A 25567-nucleotide genomic window follows, 5' to 3' on the forward strand; every position below is an offset into this window, starting at 1 on the left:
TGGTTGACGTGATCGCGATCGTCAAATTAGCCTCCTCCCTACGACCCGAGGAAGAGCAGGTGGCGCGTGGAAACAGGTGAGGAGTTCGGGCCGTGGCTGGCCCGGCAGCTCAAGCTGGCGGGGAAGACACAGGCCGAACTGGCCAAGGAACTCGGGTTGACCCGAGCCGCCGTCTCCGCCTGGATCGCCGGGCGGTCGACCCCTCGCCCGACCGTCATGACGGAGATCGCCAACTCGCTCGGTACGGACGTCGGCACGGTGCACACCCGCACCACCGACACCCAAGCCGGCCTCCCGCTCACCTGGTACCACCGTCCCGGTTATTCCGACGGTGGTCGTGACCTGGGTAACGCCGCCGCGTTCGCTTTCGACGCCGACGTGCAGGTCCTCGCGCGCGAGACGTGCCAGAACAGCCTCGACGAGCGCCTGACGGAGAACGGCCGCCCGGTCCGAGTCCGCTACACCCTGCACGAGCTGACCGGGGAACACCTGGACGCATTCCGCGAGGCGATCCTTTGGAACGACCTCTTTCCTCACTACTCCGCCGTTTCGGAGGTCGCCGGAAACCAGAAGGTCGGACGGGTCGTCGATGCCGGTGTGCGCGACATGTACGAGAGGGACCGTCTGGTCCTGCTCCGGGTCGACGACTACAACGCCTCCGGGCTCACCGGCGACGACTACGCGGACGGCAAGTTCGCCGCAGTCGTCCGGCGTCAACTCGAGAGCCTGAAATCCGGTCCCGCCGCAGGTGGTTCGTACGGCCTGGGCAAGGCCACGCTGTGGGCCACCAGCGCTCTCGGCCTCGTACTCATCAACTCCACCCTGTCCGTGCCGCACGAGGGGCGTACCGAACGACGGGTGATCGGCCGTCTCGAACTGCCCTGGCGGGAGGTCAACGGGCTTCCCTGGGCGGGACCCGCCTGGTTCGGGCGCCCCGACCCCGACTCGAAGGGTGCCGACGTCGCACGTTCCTGGTGGGCGGACGAGGAGACCGTGGCTCGCCTCCATTTGAGCCGAGAGAACGACGAACCCGGTACCTCCTTCCTCATCGTGGGCGCGCACGACGTGGCCAGCCTCGAAGGGGAGTCCTCGGACCAGGACGGCGGGCCACGCGACGAAGAGGGCCCGGAGGACACGCGCGGCATCGAGAGGATGCACCGCCGCCTCGTCGAGGCGCTGGGCCGTGACTTCTGGGCGGCCATGGTCGGTGGAGGCGGTCGACTCCCGTTGCTGGAGGCATCGGTTCGCGCTCTGCGCAATGGCAAGGAGGTCGTGGCCGCAACGAAGGTGGACCCATCCGTCGAGCAGCCCTCCCGAACCCGCGCCCTGCGGGCCCACTACGAGGGCACCACTGTGGACCGACTCACCGAGTCGGGTCAGGTGGTCTCCAGAAACGTTCCGCTGAAGCTGCCATTGGCCGGCGGTGCCAGAGGGACGACGCTCGGCACTCACCAAGCGGTCCTGCTGGTCACCGAGGCCGCGGGCGACCGGGACACCCCCGTCAACCAGGTGCACTCGCTGCGGGGCAACCGCATGACGGTCAGGAAGGCCACGGTCCCCAACCTGCCGCTCGGAACCAACCCCTTCCAGGCCGTCGTCCTGGTCGGCGAGGCCGCTGGTACATCGGCACCCTTCGCGAAGGATGCCGAGGAGTTCCTGCGTGCGGCGGAACCGCCCGAGCACGACCGCTGGGGGCAGACGGAGGAGCTGACCCTGCGCTGGTCCCCCTCCGCGTACCGGCGGATCCAGAACCTGACCACCGAGGTCAACAGTGCCGTCAGGGACCTCGTTGCCCGTCCGAAGCGCGGGAGAGGAGAAGGCGGGGAGGCGCTGCGCAAGGCGCTGACCGTCAAGAGCCGCCCCAAGGCCAAGGTGCCCTCCGGTCCGGTGGTGCCGGTGCTGGACGCTCTCGACGCGTCGATCGGCGACCAGGGGGAGTGGCTGATCACGGCCGAGGTGAAGATCCCGCGCGGTGACGAGATCGTCCCGATGGTGCCGGTCGCCCAGTTGGACGTCCGCTCCGGAGGGCGACCGCGCCTCGACTGGGCGGAACTCGTCGCCGTGGAGGGGTGCGAGGTGGAGGACGGGACCCTGCGCTTTCCGCCCGGGACGCGCCGCGCGAAGTTCCGTGGGGCCACCGATGCCTCCAGCCACCCGGTGAGGACCGCGCTCACCCGCCTCGTCGTCGAACTGCGTGCCGGCAAGGAGGCGTGACGCGTGAAGATCTACCCGTACAAGCGGCTCAGCCGTCCGATCACGCTCCGGGTGACGTCGGTCGCCCTCAAGCTGTCCGACGGCACCCGTGATCCGCTCGACACCAGCGCGTACTCGGTTCAGGAGCAGGCCGTCGCCCTCGGCGTCGCGGGTCACACGGACTGGGTGAGTGCCACGCTCGGCGTCTCGGCCACCCTCCCGCCCGGCGCCGACGCGTCGGACGCGGCCTGGTCGGATCTGTGTGTCCTCGCCGTGCTGACCGATGGGAAGACCAACGTACGCACCTCGACGGTCCTCACGCGGGACCCGGAGGGCAGCCGCGACTGGTCGGGCACCCTGGAGTTGATTCGCGACGACCATGTCGGACGAGCCAACCTCAGTGCGTACGCCGTCGGGACGGTCGACGGAGTGGGCGGAAGGTCGATCACCGAGACCGACCGGAGCTGGGTCGTCGACACAGTCTCCGACGAACCGGTCAGAGGGCTGCGACTGGACGTCCGGAAGGCGTCGTTCACCAAGAGCTCCAGGGAATGGCTGCGCGCCTACGCCGATGCTCCCTGGCTCGTGGACACCACGGCACGGGTTCCCACGGTCTACGTCAACACCGACATCGACGGCATCGTCGGACTGTTGGACAGCAATGGATCCGGCGTTGAGAGCAAGGTGCGGGACCTCCTCGTCGCTCAGATGGCCACGGACGTGTGGACGGCGGTCTTCCATGGGGCCATCGGCGACCTGGAGGTGGAACCGGGTGGTGGCCCGGTCTTCCCGGCGGACTGGCAGGGCGAGGTGCTGCGGGAGATGCTCCCGGACGTGGTCCCCGGCGTGCACGTCGAGGAGGCCCTGCGTCAGGTGCACCGCCGGCGCACCGGTGACTCGGGTTGGGGCGAGCTGCAGACACGCATCCATTACGCGGCGGTCCGGCGTGCCGAGGCCGCCAAGGCGGTGGGCTACATGATCCGCAGTCTGGAACGGACGAACAGGGAGAGCGAGACGTGATCACCCAGCCCCACCACGTACCGGAGCGTCTTGCGCTGCTTTCCGGCTCGGCCGCGGACCCCTTCCTCACCGAGGGCCTGCTCATGGGGGAACAGGTTCACAGTGGCATCGACCTGGCCAAGGTCGTCGAGCCTCTTCCCGAGGACGACGCCAGGTGGTCGGTCGAGCCGATCCGCAGCCTGGTGGACGACGTCATGTTCGCCTTCGAAAAGGAGCGCACCGGGGCCGACGCCTGGCTCGCGCCACGGCTCCACGCGACGCTGCGTCTGACACGGCAGGAAGCGGCGGACAAGCGGCTGTGGAACCACTTGGCGCTAGCTGTCGCCCCTGACTATGTCGTGTGGCGGCACTTCTCCGAGCGGACGGGGCGCGTCGCGGCGGAGCGCTTCCAGGGCCCCTCAGACCGGCAGTGCTTCTCGCGGCTGTGGTGGGCAGCCGAAATCTTCCGCAACGGGCTGGACTACGGGCCGGTCGAGGTCGCTTGTGGCAACCAGGACCTCATTCACACCGTCCTCCGGTTGGGCTTGCTCGACCACCGCCCCACGGCCCAGGCCGTCGTCCGTCTCCTGAAGGACGGAACGATCACCACTGGACGTGAGGTCAACGGCCTCAGCGTCGCCATCAACGCGGCCGGAGCGACCTTGATCTACGACGTCCTTGCGCCGGACGAGCCCCGGGACCCCGCCCGTCTGCGGGACTGGATCGAGGAAGCGCAGACAGCTCCACCGGTTTCGCGACACGTCCTTCCGGAGGGGCCCGACGAGGATCCGGTTCCGGAGGACTCCGTGGCAGCGCTCACCGACTACTTCACCGAGCTGTTCGAGACCGCCCCGGTCAGGGGCCGGAAGAGCGAGGACTGACCGGCGGAGCCGAGCTACTCGGGACGCGGGCAACGGGCGGTGCAGTCGTCCGCCGTTCCGCAGCCGTGGCTCCGCAGCTTGGCCCGCCGCTCCTCGGTGGCCGGCACCCACGGCTTCCGCATCGTCGCCGGAGTCGGCGCGGGAAGGCCGAGCGCGGCGCTCAGGAGGTGCGCCCCGAAGAGCGGCGGTACGGCGTTGCCCACCTGCTGGGCCTGGGCCTTGCCGGACCACGGGTAGTCCGGTGGGAAGCTCTGCAGCATCCCCGCCTCGTTCATGCTGAACCTCGGGCCCTCACACACGACGTGTTGGTGGTGGTCGCCGACGGGTTCGAAGACAACGAAGCGCGAGATGCGACCGGTGACCGTGGTGGCGGGCTGTCGGTCGGTCCGTACTCCGCGTCGTCCCGGGATGCCGGAACTGCCGTAGTTCGACCGGATCAAGAAGGGCGTCCTGCGCCCCGGGTGCGTGCCGACCGGCTCGGCGAGGGCGTCGCCCATCGACGTCCAGTGCTCCAGGCTGTCGTTCTCCGTAGGGCCCTCTCCCGGTTCGGGGACCTCCGGGTCGTAGAGGGTCGGCTGAATCGTCGGCGCCGCGGCGCCGAGATTCCTGCGATTCCATGCCCGTGCCTCGTAGGCGCGGTGGGTGGCGTCGGGAAGGAAAGGCTCACCGAGTCCCTCACGACGGGCGATGAGCACGGCACGGGACCGGGTCTGCGGCACGCCGTAGGTCTCGGTGCGCAGGACGTCGACGACGACCTTGTACTTCGTGCCGTCAGGGAGGCCGATCTCCTGCAGCACCTCGGCGTAACGGTTCCAGAGCGCCCGCACGGCGGGGACCTGCTCCAGGACGATGACGTCGTACGGCCGGTGTCCCCGGTTCGGGCTCCTGGTCGCCTGGATCGCGTACCGGAGGGGTTCGAGCACCAAGGCGGTGCGCGGGTCGCTGAGGTTCTCCAGATCCTTGTCGATCTCCTCGTCGGGCTCGCCCGCCATGAGTCGCGCGATGAACTCCTTGACCTCGTCCAGCGCCTCCCGTCCCGCGCCCTTGCCGGCCACCGAGTAAGTCTGGCAAGGAGGCCCGCCGGCGAGCACGTTGATCTCCGGCGGGAGGGATTCGAAAGACTCCCTGCGGACCGCGCCCACGTCCGCGTGGAGGGTGTCCAGGCCAGCCGCGTAGCGCGTCAGACAGGCGCTCTTGTCCCACTCGATCCCGAGACTCGGGATACCCAGCCGGTGACCAGCGACGTCCAACCCACCTGGCCCTGCGAAGAGGTCCAGGACAAAGGGCTTGTCGAGGATGGACTGGTGAGGTGACGTGCTGGTCATGTGGCGGAAGTCTAGCCGGCAGCGGGGGTCGCCGGCTCCGCGTGCAGAGCTTCGGCGACAGCCCGCCCCAGCGCCCGGCCGACGGGCGGCGGCGTCGCGTGTCCGATTTGGCGGTAGCGGGCGGTCTTCAGGCCCGTGACCTCCCACGACCCGGGGAACCCCTGGAGGAGTGCCGCCTGCTCCACTGTGATTTTCACCATGTGGTCCCTGCCGAGCTGTGGGTCCCACACGAAGTCGGGGCCGGGGACCTCGTTGCCAACCGTGTGGGCGTTGACGCCCATGGTCGCCCACTTCCGTTTGGCTCCGGTCGGCCCGAGGTCGGCGCCACCTCGGTTCTTCGAGCCTCCAACCAGCGTCGGAGCCGGCTGGTCGGCCTGTGCGGCCCACCGGGCGGCGTCCGGCCAACCGCGTGCTGCCATCGACTGCGTCAGGGCGGCGCCTACCGTCCACGGCTCCGACGCCGTACGTGCCGGTGGCTGAAAGCTCCCGGCCCAACGCCGTTCGACGGCCACGAGGAGACCCTGTTTGCGGTTCTGCGGCACCCCGAAGTCGACGGCGTTCACGACGAACCAACTGAATTCGTAGCCCAGGTGGGCCAGTTCGGCACGCGCGAAGTCACGGAAGCGTTGGTACCTGTCCGAGTGGGCGAGGTCGGGAACGTTCTCGATGATCACCGCTCGTGGCCTCACGGCGTGGGCCAGGAGGACCGTGGCCTCCAACAGGCGCTCCTCCGAACCCGATTCGGGCCGCCCGACAGTCGCACTCGACTTCACCCGCGGCAGGCCGGCCGAGAGGAGGTCCACGTCGTAGCTCTCGGGGTGCTCGGCCGGGTCGAAGTCGAGCAGGTCGGTACGGATTACGTTCCACTGTGGCCTGTTGGCCCGCAGCGTCGTGACGGCGTCATCGTCGTCGTCCAGGAGCAGACGAGGCTCGAACCCGGCTTGCTCCAGGCCGAGAGCGAGCCCGCCGGCCCCGGAGCACACGTCCACGAAGGTCAGTTCCCCCACGTCTTTCACCTTCCCGCCTGGTCCGCCAGGCGCCGGTCCAAGGCCGCCCGCACCTGGGCGGCCACCTCTTCCGGACTCTCGTGCTCCCAGAACCGGAGAACCGTCCACCCTTGGTCCTGCAAGTGCCCGGTCGTCTCGGTGTCGCGGGACATGTTCTTGTCGAGCTTGGCCCGCCACCACTCGGCGTTCGACTTCGGCTGCGTGGCGTGCTGCGGGCAGCCGTGCCAGAAGCAGCCGTCGAGGAAGATCGCGACCTTGGTCCTGGGGAAGACGATGTCGATCGTGCGGCGGGCCATGCCCGGTACCGGCACGTTCACGCGGTAGCGAAGGCCCGAGGCGTGGAGCAGCCGCCGCACCGCGATCTCCGGGGCCGTGTCGCGGGAACCCTGACGGCTCATGCGCGCGGACACGGAGGCGGAGGAGGGGACCGGCTGGGGCACGCTGCCATTGTGCCGGCCATCCTTGTACGAGGAGTACATCGATCATTGCTCGCAGTAGACAGGAGCACCAGGACGGTCAGAAGGACGACCGTCCTCTCTCCCCACCTCGTAGAGACGACAGAGCCAGCCGTCCGTACCGTGTGGTCAACGCTCCCGCAAGCGCGGCCACCGCCAGGGCGAGGGCGACGAGCAGGTGAGTCGGCGAGTGGTCGCCCAGAGGACCCGGAGGATGCCCAAGGCCGTGCGCAGCGGTGGGCCGAGGTCGGCAGTCTCTCGCCCTCTACCTGGTCAGCGTGCCGTCACGGGTTTCCTGTACGGAGACCTTCTTCGCCTGTCGGCCCAGGATGCCGGACACGACGTTGCGGATGCCGTCCGGGTCGTTCTTCTGCTCGGGGGCAGGGTTGGAATTCTCGATGGCGGTCTTCAAGTACGCGGGGTTCCACGACGAGATGGCGCCGCTGACGTCGATCCTCTCCACCCTGCTCTTGCCGACCTGTGCCTTTATCTCGGGCAGGATCTGGTCCGAGTACATGCCACCGGAGGCTTTGAACAGGCTGGCGTGACCGCCGACCTTTCCGCCGTCCCGGAGGTAGACGGTGATGGCCAGGCAGCTGGTGACCGAGGGATAGGTGATCGTGCCGCCCGGGCCGACGCTTTTGACTTCTCCCTCGGCGATGCTCTTCGCCTCCGCCGTGCCGCCCGAAGCGCCCCCGCCGGCGTCGTCGTTCTCGGCGCGCTGGACGGTCAGGTCCGCGCCGGGTGGCCTGCGGCCGGAGCCGGCCGCCACCGCGCGCGTTGTCGCGGCGTTGCCCGCCGCGCGCTGGAGGACGGTCACCGCCGACGGGCCCAGGGGACCGGCCGCTCCCCGCGGCAGGTCACCGGCAGGGCCGGCCGGGGCGGACGGCCGCGGTAGCCGGGTGGGTGTCCCTCCGGTCGATTCCCTGTCCATGCGCTCGTGCTGGTGCAAGGTGTCCCCCCTCGGACGGCTCGGGCATGAGTTCATTCACCATGCCGCCCCGCCGTTGTGGCGCAAGATGCGCGGGGGCAGACAAGAGGGCATTCCACCGTGCTCCTGGCGCAGGGCCGCAACCACGGTGATCCGTTGCAGGCCCTCGCCGACAGCGAAGTCGGGCATCACCGCGCGGCCTCGCGGGCGCCGACGACCGGGATGCGCGCGCTGCGTCCGGGCTGTCCCGGCGGCACGACGGTCCGGGTTGGTAATCTGCCGCAATGGACGAGGTGTTGGACGAGGGGCCGTTCTTCCACGGTACGAAGGCCGACCTGCGGGTCGGGGACCACCTCACCGCCGGTTTCCCTTCGAACTACCGGCCCGAGATCCTGATGAACCACATCTACTTCACCGCGTTGCGCGACGGCGCGGGGCTCGCCGCCGAGCTTGCCGCCGGAGACGGGGAGCCGCGGGTGTACGCCGTCGAACCGACCGGGGAGTTCGAGAACGACCCGAACGTGACCGACAAGAAGTTCCCCGGCAATCCCACCCGCTCCTATCGGAGCACCGAGCCGCTCCGGGTCGTCGGCGAAGTCGTCGACTGGACGCGGCAGACGCCCGAAGCCCTCCAGGCGTGGCGGGAGCGGCTGGATGCGATGCGTCTGGAGGGGCGCGCCGAGATCATCAACTGACCCGGCCACCCCGGCGTTCACAGGCGCAGAGTCCCCGGGTCCCCGGGCCGCCGGGCCGTCGGGCCGTCGGGCCGTCGGGTCCCCAGGCCCCCGAGCCCTCGGGCCGTCGGGTCCCCGGGTCCCCGAGCTCTCGGGTCCCCAGGCCCCCACAGCTTCAGGGCTTGTTCTGCCTGGTATCTTGCTTTGCATGGAACCCGGTGATCCGACCAAGCAGGCCCGCGCAGCCGCCCAGCTGCGCAAGGGCGTGCTGGAGTACTGCGTGCTCGCCCTGATGCGGGACCGTCCCCGTTACGGCGTGGAGCTCCTGCACGCGCTGGAGGAGTCCGGGGCCCTGGCCACCAGTCAGGGCACCGTCTACCCGCTGCTCTCCCGGCTCCGCCGCGAGGACCTGGTCACCACCACCTGGCAGGAGTCCGCCTCCGGCCCGCCCCGCCGCTACTACGCGCTCACCGCCACCGGCCGGGCCGCGCTGGACGAGTTCACCCACGTCTGGCCCGGCTTCCGCGACGCCGTCGACGCGTTCCTGGCCACCACCCCGCACCCCTCCGCCGGAGACCTCGCATGAAGACCCCCACGGCCCCCACGACCCCCGCCGACCCGGTGCGCGACTACCTCGCCGCCGTCGAGCGCGAGGCCTCCGCACTCCCCGCCGACCGGCGCCAGGAGCTCCTCGCCGACCTCGCCGAGCACATCGACGTGACGCGCGCCGAACGCCCGGACGTCGCGACGGGCGAGATCCTGGCCGGGCTGGGGGACCCCCGTACGATCGCGGCGACGGCGCTGGCCGAGGCGGGCAGTGGTGGTGCCGGGGCAGCGGTAGCCGGTGGCGCGGGCGTGTCCGTGCGGCGGGGCAGGGTGCATCCGCTGGTGCCGTTGCTGATGCTGTCCGTGCCGTACCTCTTCACGACTCTCCTCCCCGACGTTCCCGGTCTGGCGCTGTGCAGCGGCCTGATCCGCATCGCCGGTGGAGTGCTGCTGTGCACCTCGGTGCACTGGACGCCGGTCCGGAAGATCGTCGGCGTGGTGCTGAGCGTCGTCGCGCCGGCCGTCGCCGGGATCGTCTGGCGGGAGACCACCGTCGCCCCGGCGGGCGACACCCCGGCCCTCGTGGCCAACCTGGTGGTGCTCGCCGTCGTGGCCGGCACGTCGGCGTGGCTCTGGCGCAGCCGTCGCGGTTGAACGCGGCCGTCGCGGCGGTGCGGGCCGTGCAGATGAGCGAGGCGTGAACACATCACCGGTACACGTTCACGCCTTGCGACGTGGGCGTTCCGGCAGGGGGCCGAGCGGACAGAAGATGCCTCAGCCCTGCTTTCCACCTGCCAAAAACCCCGTCAGACCGTCCAGCAGCATCCCGCTGCCCTGCTCCGCGCCGTCCCGCTCCTCCGCCGTGTCGCAGGTCTGGCGCAGGGTGATCACGGTGTTGCGGGGGCCCTCCTCCGCGAGTTCCACGGTCATCGTCGCCGGGTCCGGGCGGCCCGGGACGTCCATGCCGATGGTCAGGGCGCGGTGCTCGGCGACCTCGATGTAGGAGCCGGTCAGGGGGAACTCCGTGCCGTCCGGCGTGCGCATCGTGGCCTTCCAGGTGCCGCCGGGGCGGACGTCCATCTCCACGGAGCCGGGGACGGCGTAGGCCCACTGGGCGTACTGGTCGGGGGTGGTCCACGCCTGCCAGACCCGGGCCGCGGGGGCGTCCAGGGTGCGGGTGAGGGTGTAGGAGAAGCCGCTGCCCGCCGCGGTGGGCGTCTGGTCGGTGCTCATGTCGTCGTGTCTCCTCGGTGGCGGCGCCTCGCCCGCTGCCGGCGAGGCTCTCGCACCTGTAGACGACCGGCGGCGCCGGAACTCATCGGCCCCCGCGCCGCTTTCCTACCGGCCGTGACACTCCCCGTACGCCCGCCCCGACCCGCACCAGCAATCCGCCCCGCGCTGCGGCGGCCACGCCACCGCGAGTCCCCGGGCCGCCAGTGTCGTCGCGTACTGCGGGAGCAGGACCGGGTCGGCCGGGGACGCGCCCTCCGACGCCGCGAAGGCCTCGTAGGAGGGGACCGTGCCCGGGACCACGCCCAGGTTCGGGGTGCCGGAGGAGGCCAGTTCGCGCAGGGCCGCCTCTATCGACGCCAGGTGCTCCTCGTAGGACGGGTACTCGGAGGCGAGGGCCGGATACGCCTCGATCAGTTCCGTCAGCTCGGCGGCCGGCCAGTGCAGCATGGCCACCGGGAAGGGGCGGGACAAGGCCTCGCGGTAGGCGCCCAGCTCGGCGCGCAGGCGGAGGATCTCCGCCTCCAGGTCCGCCGGATTGTCCGAGCCCAGGGACCAGACGCGCTTCGGGTCGTGCAGCTCGTCCAGCGAGACCGGCATCGAGTGCAGGGTGTCGGCCAGGGTGTCCCACGCGTCGTGGGCCAGGCCCAGCATGCGGCGGACGCGGTGGCGGCCGTAGAGGAGAGGGTGGGTGGAGTACGGGGGCTCCGGTACGTCGGTGAGGAGCAGGCGGGCGCCCTCCGTGAACGTCTCGTGCGCCGCCTCCAGCTCGTCGTGGGACTCCAGGGCCTCGGCCGCGATCACCCAGGGGGCCGGGTCGCGCGGCGACGCCGCCCGCACGCCGTCGATGATCGCCCGGGCCTCCGCCTCGTGGTCGTACTCCCAGAGGTTCGACGCCTTCAGGGCGCGGACCAGGGACGGGTTGTCCAGCGGGACGGACGTCTCGGAGGACAGCAGGCGGTCGTAGAGCTTCGTCGCGGCGGGGCGGTCGCCGGACAGTTCCAGGTGGGCGGCGGCGCGCAGGAGCAGGGCCTCGGCGTCCTCGGGGTAGAGGCCGGCGGTGCGTTCCAGGCGGGCCGCCTCGGCGGCGTGGTCGACGTTTTCGGCGGGCGTGTCGGGGCGCATGGGGGACACCGTACTGCCGTGAGGTGACCAGGGTCAGCCACGCGGGGGGCCGGAGGACGGGGGGAACGGCCCCGCCGAGGCCCGCCGAGGCCCGCCGGGCCCTGCCGGGCGCCCCGCGGGGCGACGCCGGTGCCGACCTGGTGCCGGCCCGGTGCTCGCGCGGTGCTCGCGTCGTGGCCCGCGTCGCCGGTCAGTGCCGCTCCCGCAGCGTCGCCACCAGCACCCCTGCCGCCACCGCCAACCCCGCCGACACCCACAGCGCCACGTCCGTGCCCGCCCCCGGGCTGCCCGCCGACGTCGCGATCGCGATGGTCAGGGCGACCCCGGCGCACGAGCCGATGTAGCGGAACGTCTGCTGCGCGCCCGAGCCCATCGCCGCGCGGGCCGCCGGTACCGACTCCACCGCGAGCAGCGGCAGCGCGGCGTTCAGCAGGCCGCTGCCGACGCCCGCCACGACCAGGCCGGGCAGCAGCCGGGCCCAGGAGCCCGCGCCGACCGCGCCGAGCATGGTCAGGACGCCGACCGCGTGCAGGGCGAAACCGACGACCAGTTGGTGGCGGGGAGAGACGCGGTGGGCGATGCGGCGGACCTGGAGCGCCACCGCGAAGGCGAGACCGGCCCAGAGCAGCGAGAGCAGGGCCGTGTCCAGCGGGGACAGGCCGAGCGCCCGCTGGAGCACCGTCGGCAGGAAACTGAAGAGGCCGATCACCGACAGGCCGGTGAACAGTCCGCCCGCGGAGGACGCCAGGAAGAGCGGGCGGCGCAGCAGCGACAGGTCGATCATGGGGGTGGCCGCACGGCGCTCCAGTACGACGAACAGGGCGCCGAGAAGCACGGCCGCCGCCAGCAGCAGGCCCACCGGCGCCCGCAGCCACCCGTCCCGGCCCAGCGTCAGCGCCGCCACCAGCGCGACCAGCGCCGGTCCGAACGTCAGCGCCCCGGCGAAGTCCGGCCGGCCCTCCCGCGGCGAGCGCGACTCCGACAGGGCCCGCGCGCCGAGCCCCGCCACCACCAGCGCGGCGGCGCCGAGGACGCCGTGCGCGACCCGCCAGTCGGGGATCGCCCCGACGAGTACCGGGCCCACGGCTATCCCGCCGCTCACGAAGGCACCCCACACGCCGGTCGCGCGCAGCCGCCCGGCCGGAGTGGGGAAGGCGTGGACGAGCAGGCCGAGGCTGCTGGCCAGCAGGGCCGCGCTCGCCGCGCCCTGGGCGACGCGGGCCAGCGTGAACAGCCAGGTCGTGGACGCGAAGGCGCCCAGGACGGTGGTGACGCCGAGGGCCAGCGTGCCGGAGACGAAGAGCCGGCGGCGCCCGTAGTCGTCGGCCAGGCTGCCGGCCACCAGGAGCAGGGCGGCGAGGCCCAGCGGGGTGCCGTTCAGCAGCCAGGCCTGGGCGGACAGCGAGGTGTGCAGGTCGGCGGCCGTCTCGGGGAGCGTGACCATCGGCGCGGTGAACGCCATCAGGGCCACGGCGGTCGCGGCGCTGGTCAGCGCGAGGGTGCGGCCCGGGTGCGGGGGCGGCAAGGCCCGGTCCGGCGGGGGAGCGGCGGCGGCCGTGGTCGCCGGGGTCCCGGTGGGCGGGGCGGTCGGGGTCGTCGGGGAGTCCGTGCCGGTCTCGGTCATGGCTGCCGTCCGCTCTGGCTTGGTCCGTTGGTTCGGTCAATGAACTGAGTCGGGCGGCCCAACCTAGCACCGCTGGTTCGGTGAATGAACCGAGGAGCGGAAAGTGGCTACAGTGGACGGCATGGCACTGGGCAAGGACTACGCGACGCAGGAGTGCTCGATCGCCCGCGCACTGGAGGTCGTCGGCGAGCGGTGGACGCTGCTGGTGATCCGCGACGCGCTCTACGGCGTCCGGCGCTACAACGACTTCCTCGTCCACCTCGGCATCCCGCGCGCCGTCCTGGCCAACCGCCTCCAGGCGCTCACCGCCGAGGGAATCCTGGAGAAGCGCAGGTACCAGGAGTCGCCGACCCGGGACGAGTACGTCCTGACCGAACGCGGCATCGCCCTGTGGCCCGCCCTGCGCGCGCTCGGCATCTGGGGGCGCGAGCAGCTCGGCGGCGAGCCGATGCGCACCTTCTGGCACGCCGACTGCGGCACCGAGCTCAGTCCCCACGGCACCTGCGCCACCTGCGGCACCCTCGTCGCCGTGCGCGACATCGACATGCGGCCGGGCCCCGGACTCGCCGCCGACCCGGCGGACCCGGTCAGCCGGGCACTGCTCGGTCCCCGGCGGCTGCTCCAGCCGATCGAGACCGAGCAGCGGGGTCCCGCATGACGCCGTCCCGCATGACGCCGTCCCGCGCAGGCCGTCCTGTATAACTGGGGCAAACGCGTGTACGAGAGGGGGGAGCAGCCGATGACCCGAGAACGGTCCGTTCCGCGCCCCCTCCTCGTCCTGCTGCTGGTCCTGCTGCCCGTCGCGCTCGTCGACGTCGGCAGCCTCTCCGCCACCGTCGCCCTCGCCGCGACCGCCGCGGTCGGTTCCGCGCTCGCCGTGTGCGCCGTCATCGCCGCACGCTGCGCGCCCGCCGTACCGCGCACCCGGGTGCGCACGGCCATCAGGGACCGGGACCTGCGTACGGCCTTCCTGCCCCAGCGCGATCCCGACGCCCCCGGCCGCCGCCGGCCCCGAGCGCCCGGACACGCCCTCCCGGCGACCGCCGCGTAGGGCACGCTTCACGCTTCACCCGAAGTACCGGAAGCCACCCCCGCGCGGGGCGTGTCGTCATGCCGCAATCCCCTTGCCCGGCACGACGAGACCCTCGGAGGGCTCACCCACCCATGTCCGTTTTCGCCAGCCTGGTCGAGCACCTCGCCGACCTGCTCCAGCCGCTGTTCGGCGCCTCCGCCGCGGCCGCCGCCATCATCCTGTTCACCGCCCTCGTGCGGCTCCTCGTACACCCGCTCTCCCGGGCCGCCGCCCGCGGCCAGAAGGCGCGCACCCGACTCCAGCCACGCATCGCCGAACTGCGCCGCAAGCACGCGAAGAACCCCGAGAAGCTCCAGCGGGCCGTGCTCGAACTGCACGCGGAGGAGAAGGTGTCCCCGCTGTCGGGGTGCCTGCCCAGCCTGTGCCAGATCCCCGCCTTCTTCTTGCTCTACCACCTCTTCTCCAGCTCGACGATCGGCGGCGAGGCCAACGGGCTCCTCTCCCACCAGCTCCTGGCCGCCCCGCTCGGCGGGCGGTGGGCCGACGCGTTCGGGGACGGCGGGCTCCTCGGCGGGGCCGGACTCGTGTACGTGGCGCTGTTCGCGGTCGTCGCCGGGGTCGCCACCTTCAGCTACCGGCTCACCAGGCGGACGATGGCCGACCGGCCGGTGCTGCCCGCCGGTGACGCCGGAGCCGTGCCGGGGGTCGGCGCGCTCACCCGGGTCATGCCGTTCATGTCCTTCTTCACGCTGGTCACCGTGGCCGTGGTGCCGCTGGCCGCCGCGCTCTACGTCGTCACCAGCACGACGTGGAGCGCCGTCGAGCGGGCCGTGCTGTACCGCTGAACACGGGCCGGTCCGGTGCGTGCCTACGGTCCAGTACGTGAACGGGGTATTGCGGAGTGGAACGGGGCCTTGGAGGATCGACCAGTCCTCCGACGGCTGTCGCGTTGCTGCCGCACCCAGGTCGCGCGGCGTCGGGCGGGCTGCCCGCGAGCGAGGAGTTGGGGATCATGAAGCTGTTGCGAGTCGGTACGGCGGGGTCGGAGCGGCCCGCGCTGCTCGACGCCGACGGGACCCTGCGAGACCTGTCGGGCGTCGTGACGGACATCGACGGCGAGCTGCTCGCCGACGAGGACGCGCTCGGCCGGATACGGTCCGCCGCCGAGGCCGGTGAGCTGCCCGTCCTGGACGGCACCGGGCTGCGCGTCGGGCCGCCGGTGGGACGCATCGGCAAGATCGTGTGCATCGGGCTGAACTACCACGACCACGCCCGCGAGACCGGCGCCGAGCCGCCCGCCGAACCGGTCGTCTTCTTCAAGGCGCCGGACACGGTGGTCGGGCCGCACGACACGGTGCTCGTGCCGCGCGGGTCCACCAAGACCGACTGGGAGGTGGAGCTGGCGGTCGTCATCGGGCGTACGGCCCGCTACCTGGAGTCGGCGGAGGAGGGGCTCGCGTGTGTCGCGGGGTACGCGGTCGCGCACGACGTGTCCGAGCGGGAGTTCCAGATCGAGCGCGGCGGCACCTGGGACAAGGGCAAGAACTGCGAGACGTTCAACCCGCTGGGCCCGTGGCTGGTGACCGCCGACGAGGTGCCCGACCCGCAGCGGCTGCCGCTGCGGCTGTGGGTGAACGGCGAACTGAAGCAGGACGGGACGACCGCGGAGCAGATCTTCCCCGTGGGGGAGGTCGTCCGGTACCTGAGCCGGTTCATGGTGCTGCGTCCCGGTGACGTCATCAACACCGGGACGCCGGCGGGGGTGGCGATGGGGCAGCCCGAGCCGAAGCCCTACCTGCGGGCGGGGGACGTGGTGGAGCTGGAGATCGAGGGACTGGGGCGGCAGCGGCAGGAACTCAAGGAGGCCTGAGCGCAGGGTCCGTCGGCGCGGGTGGCCTGCCCGTGCGACGACGGCGGCCACGGCAGCCACGGCGACGACGGCGATCAGGGCGATCACGGGGGTGACGACGGGCACGACGGCGGTTACGACTACGGCACCGGTCCCGCACCGGCTCCGGCTCCCCGTACGGAACCAAGTAGCGGCGGCGCGGCCCGGACGCACACCACGCCGGTCGCGGGGATCTCACCCCGCGGCCGGCGTGGGCGCGTTCACCCCGTGCCCGCCGTCACGCCAGGAGCGCGGCGAGCCGGCGCCAGCCCTCCCGCGGGAGGCGGGCCATGTCGTCCGTCACCAGCTGGAGGGCCACGTGATCGGCGCCCGCGGCGTGGAAGGCGTCGATGCGGGCGCGGATCGTGGCCTCGTCGCCCCAGGCGAACACGGCGTCGATGAGGCGGTCGCTGCCGCCGCCGGTCACGTCGTCGTCCGTGAAGCCGAGGTTCAGGAAGTTCTTCGTGTAGTTCGGCAGCTTCAGGTACATGGCGAGGTAGGCGCGGGCCGTCGCACGGGCGCGGGACGGGTCCGCGTCGAGGACGACCTTGAACTCCGGGGCCAGCAGCGGGCCCTCGCCGAGCCGCTCGCGGGCCTGCGCGGTGTGCTCCGGGGTGACCAGGTACGGGATCGCGCCCGCCGCCCGGTCCCGGGACAGGTCCAGCATCTTCGGGCCGAGCGCCGCCAGCACCCGGTGCCCGGAGCGCATCCCGGCCCGGTCCAGCTCGTCCAGGTAGCCGACCATCGTCGAGTACGGGCGGCGGTACCCCTCCACGCGCGGGCCGTGGCTGACCCCGAGGCCGAGCACGAAGCGGCCCGGGTGGGAGACCTCCAGCTCGGCGAAGCCCGCCGCCGCCTCGGACGGCTTGTGCTCCCAGATGCTCTGGATGCTGGTGCCGACCACGATCCGCTCCGTCGCCCGGATCAGCGGGGCGGCGTGCCGGGCGGCGCTGTTGCCGCCGAGCCACAGGGCGCCGTAGCCGAGCCGCTCCAGCTCGGCGGCGGCCTCGGCGCGTTCCGCCGCGCCCTCCGGGTCCTCCGCGCGCAGCTGGACGCTCCAGACGCCGTACCGTCCGACCGATTCCTTCAGGGAAGCCGTCGCCTCGTTCATCGCTTGCGATCCCTCCGGTGGGCACCGTGATCAACCTGCGTGTCTGCCTGCCAAACCACGGGTACCCACCGCTGATTCCCCGGCCACGCCGCCCGGGGCCGGTCGGGCTACTCGCCGAGAAAACGCTCCAGCGCCTCGACCACCAGCCGGTGGTCCTCCACCTGCGGCAGCCCGGAGACCGTCACCGCGCCGACGACGCCGACGCCGACGACGGTGACCGGGAAGGAGCCGCCGTGCGCCGCGTACGCGTCGGGGTCGAGCCGCGAGGACTCCTCGAACGTCGTGCCCTTGGCCCGGAAGCGGGAGCCGACCAGGTACGAGGCCGAGCCGTACCGCTCCACGACGCGGCGCTTGCGGGCGATCCAGGCGTCGTTGTCGGGGGCCGAGCCGGGCAGCGCGGCGTGGAAGAGCTGCTGCCCGGCACGGTGGATGTCGATGGCGACCGGGGCCTCGCGCTCCCGGGCCAGTTCGACGAGCAGGGAGCCCAGCGCCCACGCGTCGTCGTTCGTGAACCGGCGGAAGACCAGGCGGCGTTCCTGCTCCTCCAGCTCCGCCACGGTGGGTGCCGTCGGTGCCGTGCTCACAGGGACACCACCACTCCGTCGCGGGCGGACCGGCGGGCCGCCTCCAGTACGTCCAGGGCGGCGGCCGCCGCCAGCGCGTCCACCGGGTTCGGGCCGCCCTCGCGCAGGGCCTTCGCCACGGCCGCGTAGTACGCGGGGTAGTCGCCCGCGACGGTCGCCGCCACCTGCCCGCCGCCGGTCAGCGGGGACTCCCCGGCGCCGACGCGGCCCCACAGCGACTCGTCCTCCTCGCCCCAGCCGGGACCCGGCCGCTTGCCCTCGCGCAGCGCCGCCTCCTGCGGGTCGAGGCCGTGCTTGACGTAGCCCGCCTTCGAGCCGAGCACCCGGAAACGGGGGCCGAGCTGGGCGGCGGTGGAGGAGACGTAGAGATGGGAGCGGACGCCGTTCGCGTGCGTGAGCGCGAGGAACGTGTCGTCGTCCGCCTCCGCGCCCGCCCGCCGGACCACGGACTCGGCGTACACCTGCGTGACCGGGCCGAAGAGGACCAGGGCCTGGTCGACGACGTGGCTGCCGAGGTCGTACAGCAGACCGCCGATCTCCGACGGGTCGCCGGACTCGCGCCAGCCGCCCTTCGGCTTCGGCCGCCAGCGCTCGAAGCGGGACTCGAAGCGCCACACCTCGCCCAGCGCGTCCTCGGCGAGCAGCTGGCGCAGGGTGAGGAAGTCGTTGTCCCAGCGGCGGTTCTGGAAGACGGAGAGCAGCAGGCCGCGCTCCTCGGCCAGGGCGGCCAGCGCACGTGCCTCGGCCGCCGTGCCCGCCACCGGCTTGTCCACCACCACCGGCAGACCGGCCTCCAGGGCCCGGGTCGCGAGCGGTACGTGCGTCTTGTTCGGGGACGCCACGACGACCAGGTCCAGCTCGGCGGCACGGTCGAACAGCTCGTCGGGCGTGGCGACGGTGCGCACGTCCGGGAACTCGGCGCGGGCCTGCTGCTGCCGCTCCGGGTTCGAGGTGACGACCGTGTCCAGGGCCAGGCCCTCGGTGGCGGCGATCAGCGGGGCGTGGAAGACGGAGCCCGCGAGCCCGTAGCCGACGAGGCCGACGCGCAGCGGGGGAGTGCCGGGAGGGGTAGCAGTCATGCGTCCTACTTTCGCAACGGTGTTGCCAAAGTGCAAGCGCCGGAGACAATGGGGGTGTGAACAGGACGATCGGCGGAGGCACGGGGGCGCGCACGCGGACCGGCGAGGGCGGCGCCAATCTGCTCGCCCTGCGCAGCCACAACACCGCCCTGGTGCTCGACCTGCTGCGCGGCGCCGGTGCCGGGGGGATCAGCCGGCTGGAGCTCGCCGAGCGCACGGGGCTCACCCCGCAGGCGGTCAGCAAGATCACCGCCCGGCTCCGGGGCGAGGGCCTGGCCGCCGAGGCCGGACGCCGCGCGTCCACCGGCGGCAAGCCGCGCACGGTGCTGCGCCTGGTGCCCGGGGCGGGCCACGCCCTCGGCGTCCACCTGGACCGCGACGAGCTGCGTGCGGTGCTGGTCGACCTCGACGGCACCGTGGTGGCGGAGCGGCGCGCCCCGCTGGACCTGGGCGCGGGCGCGGAGACCCTGCTGGAAGGGGTGGCGCGGGCGGCGGAGGAACTCGCGGCGGAGGGGCTGGCGCCTGCCGTCCCGCAGGATGCGGGCGCTCGGCCGCCGGGCGGTGCTCTCGCCGCCGCTCCCACCCTCCTCGGGCTCGGGGCCGCCCTTCCCGGGCCGCTCGACCATGTCCGCGGTGTGCTGCACCGCGTCACCGGCTTCCCGGAGTGGGACGGCTACCCGCTGCGGGACGCGCTGGAGCGGCGGCTGGGCGTGCCGGTCGTCGTCGACAAGGACACCAACGCGGCGGCGCTCGGCCTGGCGGTCGGCGGCGCGGGGAACGAGGAGTCCGGCGGCGGCGCCGGGGCCGGGTCCTTCGCGTATCTGCACCTCGGTACGGGACTCGGCGCCGGGCTCGTCTTCGGCGGCGGCGTGCACCGGGGGGCCCGGACCGGCGCCGGGGAGTTCGGGCACCAGGTCGTCCAGCTCGACGGGCCGCCCTGCACCTGCGGCGCACGGGGCTGCATAGAGGCCCTGTGCCTGGCCGCCGTCGCCCGCGGGGACCTCGCGGAGGCGGCAAGGGTGCTGGGCACGGGCGCCGCGAACCTCGCCGGGCTGCTGGACATCGACCAGGTGCTGCTGGGCGGCCGTACCGTCGCCGCCGCGCCCGAGGCCTTCGTCCAGGGCGTCGGCGCGGTCCTCGACGCCCGCGCCCGGCGCGAGGGCGGTCACGACGGCGCCGTACCGGTGCGGCTCGCGCCGGGCGGGCCGCGCGGCGTCGCGGAGGGCGCGGCCCAACTGCTGCTCGCCCCCCTCTTCGGCCGGGGGGACGGCGGCTGAGACCGGTCGGCGCCGACAGGCCCCGGCCCGTCACCCGGGTCTGCGGACATCCCTGCGTGGACTATCCGAACGACCAAGCCCCCGGGGGCCCCGGGCCCCGGCCGCTCCGGGACTCCCGAGCACGGGCGCGTGCCGAAGCAGCACGCCGTCAAGGCGCGGATCGACCGTCTCGTCGGTGAGCTGGGGGAGGGCAGCGCGATCCCCACCGAGCGGGACCTGTCCGAGCGCCACGGGGTCGCCCGCGAGACCGTGCGGCAGGCCCTGCGGGAACTCCTCCCGGAGGGCAGGCTGCGCCGCCGGGAACGCGGCACCGTCGTGGCCGGACCCAAGCCGGCGCAGCCGTTGTCCCTGGCCGGCCGCACCGAGGGCGTCCGGCGCCAGGGGCGTACCCTCGGCCGTGCGCTCGTCACCCTCGACCGCTTCCACTGTTGTGCAGATGCGCAGGGCCACCACCCTCGGCCCTCACCGAGCTGATGGACGGTGTGCAGGTCTTCGAGCCCGACTGGAACGGCATCGAGGAGAACCTGACCTCCTCCATCGGCGCCTGGAAGGAAGCCACCGGAAGCTGAGACGGCCGTTCCCACAAGATCCCGCACTGTCTAGGCTGGGGCGCACGCAGGACCGCGCAGGCAGGAGACCCGCACATGGCAGACCGCAAGCCCATCGAGTCGTGGCTCACCGACATGGACGGGGTCCTCATCCACGAAGGCGTGCCGATCCCCGGAGCCGACGCCTTCATCAAGAGGCTCCGCGAGTCAGGCAAGCCCTTCCTGGTCCTGACCAACAACTCGATCTACACCCCGCGCGACCTGCACGCCCGGCTGCGCCGCATGGGGCTGGAAGTGCCGATCGAGTCCATCTGGACCTCGGCGCTGGCCACCGCCCAGTTCCTGGAGGACCAGCGGCCCGGCGGCTCGGCGTACGTCATCGGCGAGGCGGGACTGACCACGGCCCTGCACGACATCGGCTACATCCTCACCGACCACGACCCCGACTACGTGGTCCTCGGCGAGACCCGCACCTACTCCTTCGAGGCCATGACGAAGGCGGTACGGCTGATCAACGCCGGCGCCCGCTTCATCTGCACCAACCCCGACGAGACCGGCCCCTCCACCGAGGGGCCGCTCCCGGCGACCGGCGCGGTGGCCGCCCTGATCACCAAGGCGACCGGCAAGCAGCCGTACTTCGCGGGCAAGCCCAACCCGCTGATGATGCGCACCGGGCTCAACGCGATCGGCGCCCACTCCGAGACCAGCGCGATGATCGGCGACCGCATGGACACCGACGTGCTGGCCGGCATGGAGGCCGGGATGCAGACCTTCCTGGTGCTGACCGGTCTGACCCGGCCCGAGCAGGTCGAGAACTTCCCGTACCGCCCGTCCCAGGTGGTCGACTCCATCGCGGACCTCGTGGAACGGGTCTGAAACGCGGATTTCCTCCGCATGACCCGATTGGAGCAGCCCCGGCGCCGCGCAGGATGCGGTACCGGGGCCGGCGGGGGAGCCTCCAGGTAACTGGAGGTACACGATGGGCTCACTGAAAGTCACCCTCTGTGCGGGTGCCGCGCTGGTCACCGCGTGGTGCGCACCGGCGGCCTACACCTACGCGGCGGACGGCGGCGCCGTCTCCGTGTCGCCGTCCTCGCCCGCCCCCGGCACCGACGTCACGCTCCGCGTGCCGGACTGCACCGAGAAGACGGCCGTCGCCGTGTCCGCGGCCTTCGAGTCGGACGTACGGCTCAGCCTGGCCGCGGGGGACGGCATCCTCGTCGGCTCCAGCCAGGTCCGCACCAGCGTGCGGGCCGGTGCGTACGCCGTGCAGGTCAAGTGCGGCGAGCAGGCGCGCAAGGGCACCATCACCGTCCGCGACGAGCGGCGCCCGACCGCACCCGCCTCGCCCGTCGCCCCCGTCGACGCGGGCGGCGGCGGCACCGCGGAGCTGGCCGCCTCGGACGCCGGGGACGGGGCGCGCGTCGATCCCCCCGGCACGGCGCACACCGTGACCGGCCTGGTGCTCGCGGGCATCGCCGCCGTCGCCGTGGCACTGCGCAGCGTCCGCAGCCGGAGCCGCGGGACGGACTGACCATGTCCGAACAGGACGAGCAGGACACCGCACGGAAGCCCACGCCGGAGTCCACGCCGGCGCCCACACCGCCGCCCGCCGCCCCCGGCGGGCGCCTGGTCACCGGCATCGCCTGGGTGGTGCTGCTCCTCGGGCTGTGGCTCTGGGGCCGCGAGGCCACCGACGTGCGCGAGGGCATATCCCGGCCGGCCACCGGAGACATGGCTGCGGCCGGGCGGCCCCCCGACGTCCCCCTGCCCCCGGCCCACGCGCCCCTCGACGACGCCCGGCCGCAGCGGCTCGACGTCCCCGGACTCGACATCGACGCCCCCGTCGTGGCCCGCGGCCTCGACGCCGAGGGCGCCATCGAACCACCGCCCTTCGACCAGCCCGGCACCGTCGGCTGGTACGCGGCCGGGGTCACCCCCGGAGCCGTCGGGACCGCCCTGATGGTCGGCCACGTCGACACCGAGACCCGGCCCGCCGTGTTCTACCAGCTCAGCACCCTCGAACCCGGCCAGACGATCCGGGTGGCCCGCGACGACGACGAGGTCGCCGAGTTCACCGTCGACGACGTCCAGGTCCTCACCCGCGACGGCTTCGACGCCCAGCAGGCCTACGGGCCCCGCGACACGGGCCGCTCCGAGCTCCGCCTCATCACCTGCGGCGGCACCTTCGACCAGACCACCGACAGCTACACGGCCAACGTCGTCGTCTCCGCCTACCTGACGGGAACCGGCGCCGACGGCCACGTCACCCGGTGAGCGGTCCCGTGTCCCGGGCCGCCGTCGCGAGGGCACGGACCAGCGCCGTCTCCCCGGCCGTCGGCCAGATCAGGGCCCAGCTCGCCGTCGGCGCGTCGTACGGGCGGAGATAACGCAGGCCGCGCCACTGGTAATAGCGCGCGGCGTCGCCGTGGACGAGGCTGATCGCCCCGCCCGCCGCGACCACGGCGGCGAGTTCCTGGAACGAGGCGACCTTCGGGCCGCGCCGGGTGGGCCGGCCGCCGGGGGTGTGGGTGGGCACGAGCGTCTGCTGCCAGTACTCGGGGATGGGGGTGGCGGAGTGCGGCAGGGGCCAGTCGGCCAGGTCCTCCATGCTGACGGCGTCGCGGCGGGTGAGGGGATGGTCGGTGGCGACCATGAGAAGCAGCGGTTCGGTCACGACGACGGGGCCGACGGTGAGATCCGGTTCACGGACGGGCAGCCAGGCGGTCGCCACGTCCACCGAGCCGTTGCGGAGCGGGCCGAAGGGGTCCGTGAAGATGACCTCCTGAATGCGCAGGGCGACCTCGGGGTGCCGGCCGCGGAACAGGTCGAGCAGGTGCGCGTGGTCGTGTGCCTGGGAACCGTGCAGGCCGAGAGTCAGCGTGCCCGTCGAGCCTCGGGCGGCAGCGGTGGCCGCGCGGGTGCCGTCGAGTATCCGCTGGTAGCCCGCGCCGAGATCGCGCCGCAGTTGTGCGCCGATGGCGGTCAGCTCGACCTTGCGGCTGCTCCGGGCGAAGAGGGGCGCCCCGATCCTGCGTTCCTGCTTGGCGATCGACTGGCTGATTCGCGCCGGCGACACGTGCAGCCGGTCCGCGGTCCGGCCGAAGTGCAGCTCCTCGGCCAGCGTCAAGAAGATCTCGATGTCCCGTAGTTCCACCACTTGCCCCCGGCCCGTCAGCGTTAACTCCTGGGTTATCAGACCATGTGCAACGGGAGATTGTTCGCGCCCTCCCCGCCCCGCATCCTTGGTCGGACGCAGGGCGGCAAGGAGAAGAAATGCGGACGCGGGGCATGGTCACGGTGGTTGCGGCGGTCCTGGCGCTGACGGCGGTCAGCGGCTGCGGCGACGACGAGGGCGGCGGCGGGAGCACGGGGGCCGGCGGCGGAGGCTACGGGCAGTCCGCAGGCAGCGGGGGACGGCTCATGGACACCGGGACGCAAGGCCCTGTGAGCGCCCCCACCATGGCCGACATCGAGGCGTTCGTCAGCGCCCGCACCACGTGCACCGATCTGCACATGGAGGACAGGGACTCCGACCACGAGGACGACCCGGAGGCCGAGTCGGCCGGCAAGCTGTGGGGCATCAAGGAGCGTGCCGTCTGCTGGGACGCGAAGCGCATGGGGGTCACGCTCATGTCCGTCGACGACATGAAGAGCTTCCAGACCCAGGCGCGGCGGCAGAGCTCCGACTGGTACCTCCTCGGGGAGGACTTCGCCGTCACCGGTGGCCCCGCGACGACGGCCGACCTCAGGGGGTCCGGGCTCCTCGCCCTCGTCTGCGACCCGGAGACCCAGATCCCCAGCGGCTACACGAAGGAGAAGGGCCTCGTGGACGGTTGCACACTGACCGATTTCATCTCCTGACGCCCGTCCACCGATGACCGCGTGGGCGCACGAGGCGTATGTCAGGATTGAGCCTCGCAACAGTGCACCCAGGGGGGTTGGATGTACGGCAGCAGGCCGGCCGGAAACATGTCCAGGAGGCGGGCTGCGTCGGCGGCGGCACTCGGAGCGGCGGCCCTGCTGCTCGCGGGCTGCTCCTCGTCCGGCGACGGGGACGACAAGGCCGCGGGCGCCGGGATCACCCAGCAGCCCAAGGAGACCGACCCCTTCTGGGTCAACCCGGACGGCAACGCGGCCCAGCAGGTCGCGTCCCTTGCCGATGCGGGCAAGAAGGACCAGGCCGAAGAGATCCGCAAGATCGCCCAGCAGCCGACCGGCGAGTGGATCAGCCCGGAGAACCCCGAGGAGCAGGCCCGCGGCTTCACCGAGGCCGCCGACGAGGCCGGCCGCACCGCGCTGCTCGTCCTCTACAACATCCCGCACCGCGACTGCGGCCAGTACTCCGAGGGCGGCGCCGCCGACGGCGACGCCTACCGGTCCTTCGTCGACGGCGTGGCCAAGGGCATCGGCGACCGTGCCGCCACCGTCGTCCTGGAACCGGACGCGGTGCTCCACCTCGTCGACGGCTGCACCCCGCAGGAGTTCCACGAGGAGCGCTACGACCTCCTCAAGGGCGCGGTCACCAAGCTCGGCGCGCTGAAGAACACCAAGGTGTACCTGGACGCGGGCAACGCCGGCTGGGGCCACCCCGACCAGATCTTCGACCCCCTGAAGCGGGCCGGCGTCGACCAGGCCGACGGCTTCGCGGTCAACGTGTCGAACTTCTACACCACCGAGGACTCCATCGCCTACGGCAAGCAGCTCTCCGCCAAGGTGGGCGGCAAGCCCTTCGTCATCGACACCAGCCGCAACGGCAACGGCCCCTACACCGAGGGCGCCCCGGACGAACGCTGGTGCAACCCTCCGGGCCGGGCCCTCGGCGAGACCCCGACGACGAAGACGGCCGACCCGCTGGTCGACGCCTACCTCTGGGTCAAGCGCCCGGGAGAGTCGGACGGCGAGTGCAAGGGCGGCCCGAAGGCGGGGGAGTGGTACCCCGAGTACGCCTTGAAACTGGCGCAGGGGTAAACGCCCTCAGGGGTGCGGGGCTGTGACATGTGCGGCCACCGCCGCGTGTGCGCGGTCAACCACAGCGCTCCCCGCACCCGAAACAC

The 25567-nt window shown here is 72.5% G+C and carries 27 protein-coding genes and 1 pseudogene; 17 read left to right on the forward strand and 11 right to left on the reverse strand.

Features of this window, described 5'->3' with window-relative positions:
- Positions 1-66 precede the first annotated feature (66 nt).
- The 3 genes from R2E43_RS23865 to R2E43_RS23875 are packed head-to-tail and all read left to right on the forward strand — an operon-like array spanning position 67 to position 4073.
- On the forward strand, positions 67-2214 hold the full coding sequence (locus R2E43_RS23865) for a helix-turn-helix transcriptional regulator (protein ID WP_093456232.1): 2148 nt from the start codon (positions 67-69) through the stop codon (positions 2212-2214).
- 3 nt (positions 2215-2217) lie between these two features.
- A complete protein-coding gene (locus R2E43_RS23870) occupies positions 2218-3213 on the forward strand; it encodes a hypothetical protein (protein WP_093456231.1) in 996 nt (331 codons plus the stop codon).
- Positions 3210-4073: a DUF6339 family protein gene (locus R2E43_RS23875; RefSeq protein WP_093456230.1), complete on the forward strand. Its 864-nt coding sequence runs from the start codon at positions 3210-3212 to the stop codon at positions 4071-4073. Before R2E43_RS23870 ends, R2E43_RS23875 begins: the two co-directional genes overlap by 4 nt.
- 14 nt (positions 4074-4087) lie before the next feature.
- Here R2E43_RS23875 and R2E43_RS23880 read toward each other — a convergent pair whose 3' ends face one another.
- From R2E43_RS23880 to R2E43_RS23895, 4 genes are all read right to left on the reverse strand, one after another.
- Positions 4088-5398: a DNA cytosine methyltransferase gene (locus R2E43_RS23880; protein ID WP_093456229.1), complete on the reverse strand. Its 1311-nt coding sequence runs from the start codon at positions 5396-5398 to the stop codon at positions 4088-4090.
- 11 nt (positions 5399-5409) lie between these two features.
- Positions 5410-6405, reverse strand: a complete 996-nt coding sequence (locus R2E43_RS23885) for a DNA cytosine methyltransferase (RefSeq protein WP_093456228.1) — start codon at positions 6403-6405, stop codon at positions 5410-5412.
- A 5-nt stretch (positions 6406-6410) separates the two neighbouring features.
- On the reverse strand, positions 6411-6845 hold the full coding sequence (locus tag R2E43_RS23890; RefSeq protein WP_258876709.1) for a very short patch repair endonuclease: 435 nt from the start codon (positions 6843-6845) through the stop codon (positions 6411-6413).
- Positions 6846-7125: 280 nt separating this feature from the next.
- Positions 7126-7794 carry a hypothetical protein gene (locus R2E43_RS23895; protein ID WP_234308241.1) on the reverse strand — a complete coding sequence of 223 codons (669 nt, stop codon included), beginning with the start codon at positions 7792-7794 and terminating at the stop codon, positions 7126-7128.
- Between the two features lie 281 nt (positions 7795-8075).
- Here R2E43_RS23895 and arr point away from each other — a divergent pair, with 281 nt between their 5' ends.
- The 3 genes from arr (at position 8076) to R2E43_RS23910 (ending at position 9665) form a co-directional block, all read left to right on the forward strand.
- On the forward strand, positions 8076-8486 hold the full coding sequence (gene arr, locus R2E43_RS23900) for an NAD(+)--rifampin ADP-ribosyltransferase (RefSeq protein WP_003975941.1): 411 nt from the start codon (positions 8076-8078) through the stop codon (positions 8484-8486).
- A 187-nt stretch (positions 8487-8673) separates the two neighbouring features.
- Complete coding sequence (locus R2E43_RS23905) at positions 8674-9051, forward strand: PadR family transcriptional regulator (RefSeq protein WP_003975942.1); 378 nt, start codon at positions 8674-8676, stop codon at positions 9049-9051.
- Positions 9048-9665 carry an HAAS signaling domain-containing protein gene (locus R2E43_RS23910; protein WP_193484909.1) on the forward strand — a complete coding sequence of 206 codons (618 nt, stop codon included), beginning with the start codon at positions 9048-9050 and terminating at the stop codon, positions 9663-9665. The genes R2E43_RS23905 and R2E43_RS23910 overlap by 4 nt, the downstream gene beginning before the upstream one ends.
- Positions 9666-9785: 120 nt before the next feature.
- Here R2E43_RS23910 and R2E43_RS23915 read toward each other — a convergent pair whose 3' ends face one another.
- From R2E43_RS23915 to R2E43_RS23925, 3 genes are all read right to left on the reverse strand, one after another.
- Positions 9786-10244 (reverse strand): SRPBCC family protein, encoded by a 459-nt coding sequence (locus R2E43_RS23915; protein ID WP_003975944.1) that lies wholly within the window; start codon positions 10242-10244, stop codon positions 9786-9788.
- A gap of 105 nt (positions 10245-10349) precedes the next feature.
- Positions 10350-11366 carry an SEC-C domain-containing protein gene (locus R2E43_RS23920; protein ID WP_016326323.1) on the reverse strand — a complete coding sequence of 339 codons (1017 nt, stop codon included), beginning with the start codon at positions 11364-11366 and terminating at the stop codon, positions 10350-10352.
- 190 nt (positions 11367-11556) lie between these two features.
- Positions 11557-12990 (reverse strand): MFS transporter, encoded by a 1434-nt coding sequence (locus R2E43_RS23925; RefSeq protein WP_011028622.1) that lies wholly within the window; start codon positions 12988-12990, stop codon positions 11557-11559.
- A gap of 112 nt (positions 12991-13102) precedes the next feature.
- On the opposite strand from R2E43_RS23925, the gene R2E43_RS23930 reads away from it, so the two are divergent.
- The 4 genes from R2E43_RS23930 (at position 13103) to R2E43_RS23945 (ending at position 15893) form a co-directional block, all read left to right on the forward strand.
- A complete protein-coding gene (locus tag R2E43_RS23930) occupies positions 13103-13648 on the forward strand; it encodes a winged helix-turn-helix transcriptional regulator (RefSeq protein ID WP_161270489.1) in 546 nt (181 codons plus the stop codon).
- 81 nt (positions 13649-13729) lie between these two features.
- Entirely contained in the window at positions 13730-14041 is a 312-nt protein-coding gene (locus tag R2E43_RS23935) for a DUF6412 domain-containing protein (protein WP_030866423.1), read from the forward strand.
- Positions 14042-14154: 113 nt separating this feature from the next.
- On the forward strand, positions 14155-14868 hold the full coding sequence (locus R2E43_RS23940; protein WP_003975949.1) for a YidC/Oxa1 family membrane protein insertase: 714 nt from the start codon (positions 14155-14157) through the stop codon (positions 14866-14868).
- A gap of 167 nt (positions 14869-15035) precedes the next feature.
- The gene (locus R2E43_RS23945) at positions 15036-15893 is read left to right on the forward strand and encodes a fumarylacetoacetate hydrolase family protein (protein WP_003975950.1); all 858 of its coding nucleotides are present in this window, start codon (positions 15036-15038) and stop codon (positions 15891-15893) included.
- A 256-nt stretch (positions 15894-16149) separates the two neighbouring features.
- Here R2E43_RS23945 and R2E43_RS23950 read toward each other — a convergent pair whose 3' ends face one another.
- The 3 genes from R2E43_RS23950 to R2E43_RS23960 form a co-directional block, all read right to left on the reverse strand.
- Positions 16150-17022, reverse strand: coding sequence for an LLM class F420-dependent oxidoreductase (locus R2E43_RS23950; RefSeq protein WP_003975951.1), 873 nt, complete (start codon positions 17020-17022; stop codon positions 16150-16152).
- A 107-nt stretch (positions 17023-17129) separates the two neighbouring features.
- Positions 17130-17606, reverse strand: coding sequence for a heme-degrading domain-containing protein (locus R2E43_RS23955; protein WP_030866426.1), 477 nt, complete (start codon positions 17604-17606; stop codon positions 17130-17132).
- On the reverse strand, positions 17603-18685 hold the full coding sequence (locus R2E43_RS23960) for a Gfo/Idh/MocA family oxidoreductase (RefSeq protein ID WP_136209376.1): 1083 nt from the start codon (positions 18683-18685) through the stop codon (positions 17603-17605). Before R2E43_RS23960 ends, R2E43_RS23955 begins: the two co-directional genes overlap by 4 nt.
- A 56-nt stretch (positions 18686-18741) precedes the next feature.
- Between R2E43_RS23960 and R2E43_RS23965 the strand changes: the two genes are divergently transcribed.
- The 5 genes and pseudogenes from R2E43_RS23965 (at position 18742) to R2E43_RS23985 (ending at position 22787) form a co-directional block, all read left to right on the forward strand.
- The gene (locus R2E43_RS23965) at positions 18742-19962 is read left to right on the forward strand and encodes an ROK family transcriptional regulator (protein ID WP_003975954.1); all 1221 of its coding nucleotides are present in this window, start codon (positions 18742-18744) and stop codon (positions 19960-19962) included.
- A 56-nt stretch (positions 19963-20018) separates the two neighbouring features.
- Positions 20019-20391, forward strand: a pseudogene (locus R2E43_RS23970) (GntR family transcriptional regulator); the annotation flags it as partial.
- Positions 20392-20606: 215 nt separating this feature from the next.
- Positions 20607-21386: an HAD-IIA family hydrolase gene (locus tag R2E43_RS23975; RefSeq protein WP_061444532.1), complete on the forward strand. Its 780-nt coding sequence runs from the start codon at positions 20607-20609 to the stop codon at positions 21384-21386.
- 103 nt (positions 21387-21489) lie between these two features.
- Complete coding sequence (locus R2E43_RS23980; RefSeq protein ID WP_332056547.1) at positions 21490-22044, forward strand: hypothetical protein; 555 nt, start codon at positions 21490-21492, stop codon at positions 22042-22044.
- Between the two features lie 2 nt (positions 22045-22046).
- Positions 22047-22787: a class F sortase gene (locus tag R2E43_RS23985; protein ID WP_332056548.1), complete on the forward strand. Its 741-nt coding sequence runs from the start codon at positions 22047-22049 to the stop codon at positions 22785-22787.
- Here the strand turns inward: R2E43_RS23985 and R2E43_RS23990 are convergent.
- Complete coding sequence (locus R2E43_RS23990; RefSeq protein WP_011028612.1) at positions 22777-23670, reverse strand: LysR family transcriptional regulator; 894 nt, start codon at positions 23668-23670, stop codon at positions 22777-22779. The two genes, R2E43_RS23985 and R2E43_RS23990, sit on opposite strands and share 11 nt — an antisense overlap.
- Before the next feature lie 116 nt (positions 23671-23786).
- Here R2E43_RS23990 and R2E43_RS23995 point away from each other — a divergent pair, with 116 nt between their 5' ends.
- Positions 23787-24374, forward strand: coding sequence for a hypothetical protein (locus R2E43_RS23995; RefSeq protein WP_332056549.1), 588 nt, complete (start codon positions 23787-23789; stop codon positions 24372-24374).
- Positions 24375-24455: 81 nt separating this feature from the next.
- A complete protein-coding gene (locus tag R2E43_RS24000; protein WP_168715516.1) occupies positions 24456-25481 on the forward strand; it encodes a glycoside hydrolase family 6 protein in 1026 nt (341 codons plus the stop codon).
- The last annotated feature ends 86 nt before the right edge of the window (positions 25482-25567 follow it).

The sequence above is a fragment of the Streptomyces violaceoruber genome, from assembly GCF_033406955.1.
GTDB lineage: Bacteria > Actinomycetota > Actinomycetes > Streptomycetales > Streptomycetaceae > Streptomyces > Streptomyces violaceoruber.

Coding starts and splice junctions, on each gene's coding strand:
- R2E43_RS23975 (WP_061444532.1), top strand. CDS start 20,607: ATGGCAGACCGCAAGCCCATCGAGTCGTGGCTCACCGACATGGACGGG.
- R2E43_RS23915 (WP_003975944.1), bottom strand. CDS start 10,244: ATGAGCACCGACCAGACGCCCACCGCGGCGGGCAGCGGCTTCTCCTAC.
- R2E43_RS23950 (WP_003975951.1), bottom strand. CDS start 17,022: ATGAACGAGGCGACGGCTTCCCTGAAGGAATCGGTCGGACGGTACGGC.
- R2E43_RS23935 (WP_030866423.1), top strand. CDS start 13,730: ATGACCCGAGAACGGTCCGTTCCGCGCCCCCTCCTCGTCCTGCTGCTG.
- R2E43_RS23985 (WP_332056548.1), top strand. CDS start 22,047: ATGTCCGAACAGGACGAGCAGGACACCGCACGGAAGCCCACGCCGGAG.
- arr (WP_003975941.1), top strand. CDS start 8,076: ATGGACGAGGTGTTGGACGAGGGGCCGTTCTTCCACGGTACGAAGGCC.
- R2E43_RS23925 (WP_011028622.1), bottom strand. CDS start 12,990: ATGACCGAGACCGGCACGGACTCCCCGACGACCCCGACCGCCCCGCCC.
- R2E43_RS23960 (WP_136209376.1), bottom strand. CDS start 18,685: ATGACTGCTACCCCTCCCGGCACTCCCCCGCTGCGCGTCGGCCTCGTC.
- R2E43_RS23905 (WP_003975942.1), top strand. CDS start 8,674: ATGGAACCCGGTGATCCGACCAAGCAGGCCCGCGCAGCCGCCCAGCTG.
- R2E43_RS23980 (WP_332056547.1), top strand. CDS start 21,490: ATGGGCTCACTGAAAGTCACCCTCTGTGCGGGTGCCGCGCTGGTCACC.
- R2E43_RS23995 (WP_332056549.1), top strand. CDS start 23,787: ATGCGGACGCGGGGCATGGTCACGGTGGTTGCGGCGGTCCTGGCGCTG.
- R2E43_RS23895 (WP_234308241.1), bottom strand. CDS start 7,794: ATGGACAGGGAATCGACCGGAGGGACACCCACCCGGCTACCGCGGCCG.
- R2E43_RS23940 (WP_003975949.1), top strand. CDS start 14,155: ATGTCCGTTTTCGCCAGCCTGGTCGAGCACCTCGCCGACCTGCTCCAG.
- R2E43_RS23880 (WP_093456229.1), bottom strand. CDS start 5,398: ATGACCAGCACGTCACCTCACCAGTCCATCCTCGACAAGCCCTTTGTC.
- R2E43_RS23920 (WP_016326323.1), bottom strand. CDS start 11,366: ATGCGCCCCGACACGCCCGCCGAAAACGTCGACCACGCCGCCGAGGCG.
- R2E43_RS23910 (WP_193484909.1), top strand. CDS start 9,048: ATGAAGACCCCCACGGCCCCCACGACCCCCGCCGACCCGGTGCGCGAC.
- R2E43_RS24000 (WP_168715516.1), top strand. CDS start 24,456: ATGTACGGCAGCAGGCCGGCCGGAAACATGTCCAGGAGGCGGGCTGCG.
- R2E43_RS23945 (WP_003975950.1), top strand. CDS start 15,036: ATGAAGCTGTTGCGAGTCGGTACGGCGGGGTCGGAGCGGCCCGCGCTG.